A 9,103-nucleotide genomic window follows, 5' to 3' on the forward strand; every position below is an offset into this window, starting at 1 on the left:
ACACTGGAAGGAGGGCTGCTCATGCAGGACATCGCTTTACTAGAAAAACAACGCTGTTGTCTTATTTTGACTAATAAGGCAAAGGAAGCGGTAGAGGAATGCTCAGCAAACGAGCATGCCTTTTTTGCGTTACAAAGATCTTTTACGGTCTACATTGAAAAACGCAAAGCAAAAACAGTGGGTGAAATATTTTTATCTATCTATTTTAATGCTGAAGACAATGAAAAATTAAGTGATATTATTTCCGAGAAAACTGTGATTATGGACTGTGTATTAAAGCTAGAAGGGTTACTAGCGACAAATATTCGTTTTGTGCATATGCGAGGGCCGATTAACACAAATCGTCGTTTAGCAGCAGCACTGCAGTTTGTTACAAAGCCTAACAACGGAGCAGGCGTTCCAATTGAGCTTCATACGAAGATTAGACAGTTACCAATTGCGGAAGAACGGACTGAATATGTAAAAAAACGTATTGCTAGCTGGGAAGGTTATTTAAAAATACAAGAGCGCGATGCGACTATTGACGATATTTATAGTGAATTTAAGCAAAGCTATTTCAATGAAGACTTTACACGCTTAACGCTTGTATGTCCCTACATAAAGAATAAGGAATGGAAGCAATTAGAAGGCTTGAGTGTTAGTATTCAAGGTGTCCGTGGTGAAATAGGACAAGTGTTGAAGACTCATGCTGGAAAGCAAACAGTTGAAATTGATTTAAAACCTTTTACACAAGAATTGGCTCGTAAGGATCAGCTTAATCTTCGTTCAAAACAAGCGAGCTTCAGTAACTTTGCAACATTAAGTCAAATTAGAAGATTACGTAATGGCTTTACCAAGTTAGAAAAGGGTGAGGCTGTTAATCCTAATTTAGAGACGATCCTATTTGAAAAACGTCCTTCTGTACGAGCATCGAAGCTTCAAGAGGATATTGAATTTCATAATAATTTAAACGAATATCAAAGACGAGCGGTTTTAGGCGCTTTATCTGTTGAAGATTTATTTGTCATACAAGGTCCACCTGGTACAGGGAAAACAACTGTCATTTCAGAGATTTGTCAGCAAAATGTGAAAGCTGGTTTAAAAACACTTGTTGCATCTCAGTCAAATCTAGCGGTAGATAATGCATTAGGACGGCTTCTTTCTAATCAGGAAATTCGGATTTTACGCTATGGTAGAACGGAAAGTATTGAGGAAGAGGGAAAAAAATTTATTGAAGAAAATGTAGCTCAGCAGTGGCGTGAGCAAACATTGGCAGCAATTGAAGAGGCAATCTTGGTCTTTCCTGAACGTGAGCAGACGTTCAAGGACAATTTGTCCAAAGCAAAAGCTGAGCTTGAAAAATTAGAGTTATGGCTGGAGGAATTGACGCAGGAAATGGCCGCTAAAGAGCAAGCGGCTATTGAAGAACCAATTTTACAGCAGGAAATTCAAGCGTTAAAAAAAGACTTAAAAGCTGCGAAAACAGAGCAACAGACATATGAATCTCAAAAAGAACATTATGAGAAGCAGCTCGCACAAATAGAGCCGATTATACAGCAACTTGAACAGACACTTGTGGACCATCCTTCCATTGAAAATCTACAGCTTACCATTCAGGAGACTTCACAAAAAGTGGAGCAATTAGAGGCAGCTGCTCAATATAAAGAATTGCTGGAGCAAAAACAGCAATTAACAGTTCAATTCCAGGATGTTCAAGAAAAATATGAAACAGAACATAATCGTCTCATCATCATGAAGGAAGCACAAAAGTATGTCCATACATTGACTTCCTATGAGCGGATCCAACGATATTTACAGCATTATCAAATTCGTCCTTCTCATGTCCTTTCGCAGCAAATGAATCGAATACAACATCTAGAAGATGCAAAAGATTTAGAGGCATGGTCTACCATTAATAGTCGTCTCCAAAAGGCCATTGCAAAGCTAGAGGCGTTAGTGACGGATGAGGTGAAGGAGCAAGCGCAAGCAAAAAGTAGATTACAGCCTGTGCAATCATTTTCTTTACAAAACCTTACGGGTGTTTTTGCTCAGTTAAACAAGGTATTTCAAGACGATCAAACGCCAGCCACTCATGAAATTGAAAGCTATTTGCTGGGACTCTATATGCGTCGTGATTTTGTATGGCAAAAAGGGATGGCACTTAAGCAGCAACAAGAGCATAAAGACGAAGAATACGAGTCATTTCGAAAAAATCTTGTTAGTTTACTGCATCAAGAGTGTGCAATTACAAGCTTTGATGTACAAAGCATACAGCGGCAATTGCAGCCATTTATACAGCATACAGAGCGATTACAACAGCTAGCAAGCAACTTCCTATTAGAAGAAGTGCCAGAGGAATCCGTTGAATATTTAAAAATTCTTACGGGACAATTACAAGAATCTCTTCAGGAAGCCAATCAGCAACTAGAACAAGTCGAAAAGGCTATAGTTCAATTAGTACCAAAACAAGCTTCACTTCAAACCGTACAAACTAACTTGCAGGAAGTAGACCTACTGCTATCACAAATGGAAGAACGGTTAAAGGAGATAAATGTTGCGGGATTGAAAAAGGAAAAGCAACTGGCCACATACACGAAGCTATTACAGTCGACACCAGAGCGGACAGCAGAAGAGGTAAGGGAAGCTATTCAAACTTCAAAGCAAGCTATTGAAGATTTACAACGTCAGGAAAGACAACTACCGCTTCGAAAAAAATTGCAAGAGCAATGGAGAGAAAAACTACAAAACGCTACCGAATATGATCTAGATGAAATTAGAAAATTGTATGTACGACATGCAAATGTTATTGGGACTACATGTGTAGCTTCGGCAAGTAAAGAGTTTATGGAAAATTACCCAACCTTTGATGTTGTCATTATTGATGAAGTTTCAAAGGCAACACCCCCAGAATTATTATTACCAATGCTGAAGGGGAAAAAGGTTATTTTGGTAGGGGATCATCACCAGCTACCACCCCTACTTGGTGACGATACATTGGAGGAAACATTGAAGGCGATGTTAGAAGAAAATCCGAATTTTGAAGGCGCACAGGAATTGAAAAATTTACTACGTGAATCATTATTTGAACGCTTATTCAATAATCTGCCTCAAACGCATAAACAAATGCTAGCTCTTCAATACCGCATGCATGAAAAAATTATGCAAAGTATTACGCCATTTTACGCGCAAGAAGAAAATGGCTTGCAATGTGGCTTGCCAGACTCAGATTCGGCGAGAGACCATGGCTTAGACGGGCAATTTGTAAAACGTGATGACCATTTATTATGGATCGACATTCCAACCGAAAAACCTTATTTAGAGGAGCAGGTAAAGGGTGGCACAAGCCGTTATAATGAAGGGGAATTACAAACAATTCGTCATATTTTACTAGACCTAAATGATGCAGTGAAGGCAGCAAAAGAAGCAGGGCGTATGCCGCAGGATGCCTTGAAAAGCGTTGGAGTCATTAGCTTCTACGGTGAGCAGGTGAAGAAAATAAATCGTCTTCTTCAGCAGGAGCTAAAGTTACCACATTTACAATTTAGAACAGGGACAGTTGATAAATTCCAAGGTATGGAGATGGACGTGATTCTTGTCAGTATGGTTCGTAATACACCAAAGGGAGGAGACATTGGCTTTGCAAGAGATTATCGTCGCTTAAATGTCGCTCTATCCCGTGCTCGGGAGTTACTACTACTTGTAGGAAGTGCAGACATGTTTGCGAAACGTGCAAAACATCAAGATACAAGAGATATGTATACCAATTTATTAAATACAGTAAAATCCTACGAAGGCTTGCGTAATCATGAAGGATTGGTGATTTAGAGTGTCAAAATTACAGCAACGATTAATGCGGGAGCTGCAACAAAATCGCAATATTAAAATTGTCAAAACTGCAGAATGGTGTATTCCAATTCGTACAGTGGATGTAACTTACGAGCCAGTTCGGCGTTCCACGATGGATGTCTTAATGACAATGCTGCTACTGAGCATTCAAGAGGCGGATTTCGGAAATGTGGAAGAATTGAGTGAATTATTGCTTGTAGATCCGTTATTTATCGAAGACCTGATTTCTTTAATGATACGCGTAGGTCTTATGAAAAATGAGGAAGGCTTCTTTAAGCTAACAGAAAAGGGGCAGCAACAGCTTGAACAAGGTATCTTTGAAGAGGAGCTTGAGGTAGAAGCATCCACTCTTTACTTTAGTCCTTGCCATCAATCATTTCTGACTAGTGATGTAAATAATGATGAATACGATGAGTTACCAGAGCTTTATCGTTATGTAGATAAGGAAGCCGAACAACAGGAGCAATTTGATGAATCGCTGATTATAGCTGCCTTACAAGAAATGAATAAAGAAGACACAGGCAACTCACAAAGAATGATCGCAAGAGTGGTTGAAGTAGAAGCCCAACAAATTAATGATAGTCCATGCTTAGAATTTGTCCTTTACGATAAGGAGCAAGATATACTATTTATTCGGGTGTGGAATATGTTATTAAATCAATGGGATTACCATCTAGAACAACAACTTACTGATAAAGAACAATTGATGTGGCGTGAGCAATATTTATAGAACGAAAGACGAGCGTGTATAGCGTTCGTTTTTTTTACGATGTCAGCCCTAAAAGTGAGATGATATCGAAAAATTGTTTCGATAAATGGATGAACTAGCATAGTATATTACTACATGATAAGGAGGGGACAGATGGTATCGATTAGTTTATGTATGATTGTTAAAAATGCACAATGTACGATTGAAAGATGCTTAGATTCGGTTCAGCGTATAGTGGATGAGATGAATATTATTGATATAGGCTCAACTGATTGTACAAAGGATATTGTCCAAAATTATACCTCTCGCATTTTTGATTTTCCATGGTGCGATCATTTTGCAAATGCACGCAATTTTTCCTTTCAGCAGGCAACAAAAGATTATATTTTATGGCTAGATGCAGACGATATTATGACAAAGGAAAACCAACATAAATTATTGCTACTAAAGCAATCATTGTATCCAACTGTTGATACCGTCACTATGGATCATTACCTAGTACTAGATGACGATGGGGTGGTGGAGTGCAGTGAGCGAAAGTATCGTCTAGTAAAAAGAGGCAATCACTTTCAATGGCAGGGCGCTGTCCATGAGTATTTAAAGGTATCTGGTCAGCACCTTCACAGTGATATAGCTGTCACACATTTACCGTTAACAAAGGATATTCATCGCAACTTATGTATCTATGAAGGTTTAATTCAAAAGGGACATACTCTTTCAGCGAGGGATTCATTTCATTATGCAAATGAATTAAAGCTGCATAAACGTTATTTAGAAGCCATAAATCAATACAATACATTTCTAGATAGCGAATTAGGCGCTACAGATGATCGCATTGAAGCATGTTTGCATCTAGGGGAATGCTATCGATTGTTACAGGATGATAATCACGCTCAACAAGCTATTTTACATTCTTTTTTGTATGATCGACCAAAGCCAGAAGCATGTTGCCGAATGGGCCAATTTTTTATGGAGCAAGCGAAACATAAAGAGGCTATCTATTGGTACTCCCAAGCTTTGCAACAAGCTTCCGTCGATTCAATGACTATTCAAAAACGAGCTTACTCAACATGGATACCTCATTTACAACTAAGTCTGTTATATAGGGAGTTACGGTTATTTGAAAATGCCTATCAACATAACCTAGAGGCACGAAAATGGAAACCGAATCATTTGGAAATCAAAGAAAATGAAAAATATCTACTCAGTCGCTTAAAGATATAAATCTCTATTAAGGGAATGGTACATCAATAAACAAGACATAAATAGCTTGACCAATTAACACAGATACACCAACAACAATCGTCATAAAAATCACATTACGAGGCCTAAAATTTTTTGCATCCATTAAAAACCTCCTTTTATATCTAGAATATTCAGTTAATTAAAGATATGTTTAGAGGATTTGAGTATGCATAATAAAAAAGCAAGTTCACATTCGGTGTGAATTTGCTCTTTATCGTTAATCTAACTTTAAACCTTTTAAGGCTCCGCAAGTGCTTTGTTTACAGGTTCCTCATTATTTTGCTGCTTTAAGTATTTTTGTACGGAACGTGTATCGACCTTGCCTTCGCCGCGAAGCTCTAATAATCGTTGTATAGCATCTAAAAGAGAACTCCTGTTAATTTCCAGTTGATTTCTGTTTTGCTTAAAAGAAGTTTAAGTATAAAGCATGTGCTATATTAAACATTAGGAAGTACGAAAGGATGTTATATATGGCTAAAAGTTTAGTGTTAGCAGAAAAACCTTCAGTTGCACGTGATATAGCAAACGTGCTGAAGTGTCATAAAAAAGGAAATGGTTATATTGAAGGAGATAAATATATTGTTACATGGGCTTTAGGCCACTTAGTCACTTTAGCCGACCCAGAGAGCTACGATGAAAAATATAAAAAGTGGAACTTAGAAGATTTACCAATGCTACCAGAGCGTTTGAAATTAACAACAATTAAACAAACAAGTAAGCAATATAATGCAGTTAAATCTCAACTTACACGTAATGATGTGAATGAAATTATCATCGCAACAGATGCCGGACGTGAAGGGGAATTAGTGGCTCGTTGGATTATTGATCGTGCGAAAGTGAATAAACCAATCAAGCGTCTATGGATTTCATCTGTTACTGATAAGGCAATTAAAGATGGTTTTGCAAACTTAAAACCTGGAAAGAATTACGACAATCTCTATCAAGCTGCAGTAGCTCGTAGTGAAGCAGACTGGTATTTGGGGTTGAACTCAAGTAGAGCGCTATCTACTAAATTTAATGCTCAGTTAAATACAGGGCGAGTGCAGACTCCTGTAGTAGCAATGGTTGCTGCTCGTGAAGATGAAATCAAAAACTTCAAGGCACAAACGTTTTATGGAATTGAGGCACAAACAAAAGAATTAAAATTAACATGGCAAGATGCGAATGGTAATTCACGCAGCTTTAGTAAAGAAAAAGTGGATGCTGTTGTTAATTCATTAGATAAACAAGATGCAAAAGTAATCGAGATTGAACGTAGGCCGAAAAAATCTTTCTCTCCAGGGTTATATGATTTAACAGAGCTACAGCGTGATGCAAACAAAATATTTGGATACTCAGCCAAAGAAACATTAAATATCATGCAAAAACTATATGAATCTCATAAAGTGCTTACTTATCCTCGTACTGATTCGAGATATTTATCTTCAGACATCGTTAGCACCCTTCCAGAACGATTAAAAACATGCGGTATAGGAGAATATCGAACGCTAGCAAACAAAGTGCTTTCAAAACCCATTAAAGCAAATAAATCGTTTGTGGATGACAGCAAAGTATCTGATCACCATGCAATTATTCCTACAGAAGAATACGTGAACTTTACAAACTTTACCGATAAAGAACGTAAAATTTATGATTTAGTTGTAAAACGTTTCTTAGCTGTGCTTTTTCCTGCTTATGAATATGAACAGTTAACAGTGCAAGCTCAAATTGGCAACGAAAAATTCATTGCTCGTGGTAAAACAGTAATTTCTGCCGGATGGAAAGAAGTTTACTCAAATCGTTTTGATGATGAGGAATCAAACGAAGATGTAAAGGAACAATTATTGCCTCGTCTCGAAAAAGGCCAAGTATTAAAAGTAAATTTAATTACTCAAACATCAGGGCAAACGAAGCCTCCAGCACGTTTCACTGAGGCTACACTTTTATCGGCAATGGAAAATCCTACAAAGTATATGAACACGCAAAATAAGCAACTTGCTGATACGTTAAAATCGACAGGTGGATTAGGAACGGTGGCAACACGAGCCGATATTATTGATAAGTTATTCAATTCATTCCTAATTGAAAAGCGTGGTAAAGATATTCATATTACTTCTAAAGGTCGTCAGTTACTTGATTTAGTTCCTAATGAGTTAAAATCTCCTGAAACAACAGCCGAATGGGAGCAAAAGTTAGAATTAATCGCTAAAGGCAAACTGAAAAAAGAAACCTTCATTAATGAAATGAAGCAACATACAAAAGAAATTGTAGCTGATATTAAAAATAGCGATAAGAGATTTAAGCATGATAATATTTCAACAAAAACTTGCCCTGAATGCGGTAAGCCAATGCTTGAAGTGAACGGGAAAAAAGGTAAAATCCTTGTTTGCCAAGATCGTGAATGTGGTCATCGTAAGAATGTGTCGCGTGTGACGAATGCACGTTGTCCTCAGTGTAAGAAAAAGCTTGAATTACGTGGCGAAGGTGATGGTCAAATATTCGTATGTAAGTGTGGCTATCGTGAGAAGTTATCTGCTTTTGAAGCTCGCCGTAAAAAAGAAGGTGGAGGTAAAGTGGATAAACGTAGTGTACAAAAGTACATGAAGCAGCAAGAGAAAGAAGCAGAGCCTTTGAATAATGCTTTTGCAGATTTATTAAAAGGTTTTAATGTAGAAAAATAAATATTAATTTTAAAGAAACCAGAACGTTCAAAAAACGTGTCTGGTTTCTTTAAATATTATTTAAGTCTGAGTTTGGAATTCCGATTCAATGATTTTAGCGATTTTAAATAAGGTATTTTTCAGTTGTAAATAAGCTAAACGTACTTCTGATATTTTCCTAGTAGTTACACTTTTATCATGCTCCTATCAAAATTTGAATTACTTCAATGGGTAACCATTGTTTCATAGATGTGTAGCGTAACTGTGTTTTTATTGTGGGGCTGCAAATTTTCCATAATTCCAGCGCGGCTGGAGATTCATTTATTTAATGATATATCTCATTTGCACAATACTCATACGATGTGGATGTCTTTCAGTAACAAAAGTTGCCGATTCTCTATCTTGACGACTTACAATGTATCTTTAAAACTAAATATAACAGCGGACATTAATGTACATCGCTCTTTCTCTTCACCTTTACCGACTAACGAAACCGGAGCAGCGATTCGTAGTGTTAAACATTTGAAGGAAGTGTTGACAGATAAAATGTTATTATGTTATATTATAGAACCTGTCACTTCGACTACGAAAAAATATTAAAATAGTTGTTGACTATTGTGTTACATTCTGATAATATTAATTCTTGTCGCAGGACGATGAATCAAATGAACCTTGAAAACTGAAC

General features: G+C 37.2%; 4 protein-coding genes. All 4 read left to right on the forward strand.

The genetic code is table 11. The features are described from left to right. The first annotated feature begins 21 nt into the window (after positions 1-21). The gene (locus B3D94_RS07475) at positions 22-3,804 is read left to right on the forward strand and encodes a DEAD/DEAH box helicase (protein WP_291756189.1); all 3,783 of its coding nucleotides are present in this window, start codon (positions 22-24) and stop codon (positions 3,802-3,804) included. A gap of 1 nt (position 3,805) precedes the next feature. Continuing rightward, on the forward strand, positions 3,806-4,555 hold the full coding sequence (locus B3D94_RS07480) for a hypothetical protein (protein ID WP_193830823.1): 750 nt from the start codon (positions 3,806-3,808) through the stop codon (positions 4,553-4,555). 132 nt (positions 4,556-4,687) lie between these two features. After that, positions 4,688-5,758: a glycosyltransferase family 2 protein gene (locus tag B3D94_RS07485; protein ID WP_291756193.1), complete on the forward strand. Its 1,071-nt coding sequence runs from the start codon at positions 4,688-4,690 to the stop codon at positions 5,756-5,758. A gap of 491 nt (positions 5,759-6,249) precedes the next feature. Further along, entirely contained in the window at positions 6,250-8,439 is a 2,190-nt protein-coding gene (locus tag B3D94_RS07490) for a DNA topoisomerase III (protein WP_069483230.1), read from the forward strand. The last annotated feature ends 664 nt before the right edge of the window (positions 8,440-9,103 follow it).

It is taken from the genome of Lysinibacillus sp. UBA5990 (genome assembly GCF_002429815.1).
Taxonomy (GTDB): domain Bacteria; phylum Bacillota; class Bacilli; order Bacillales_A; family Planococcaceae; genus Lysinibacillus; species Lysinibacillus fusiformis.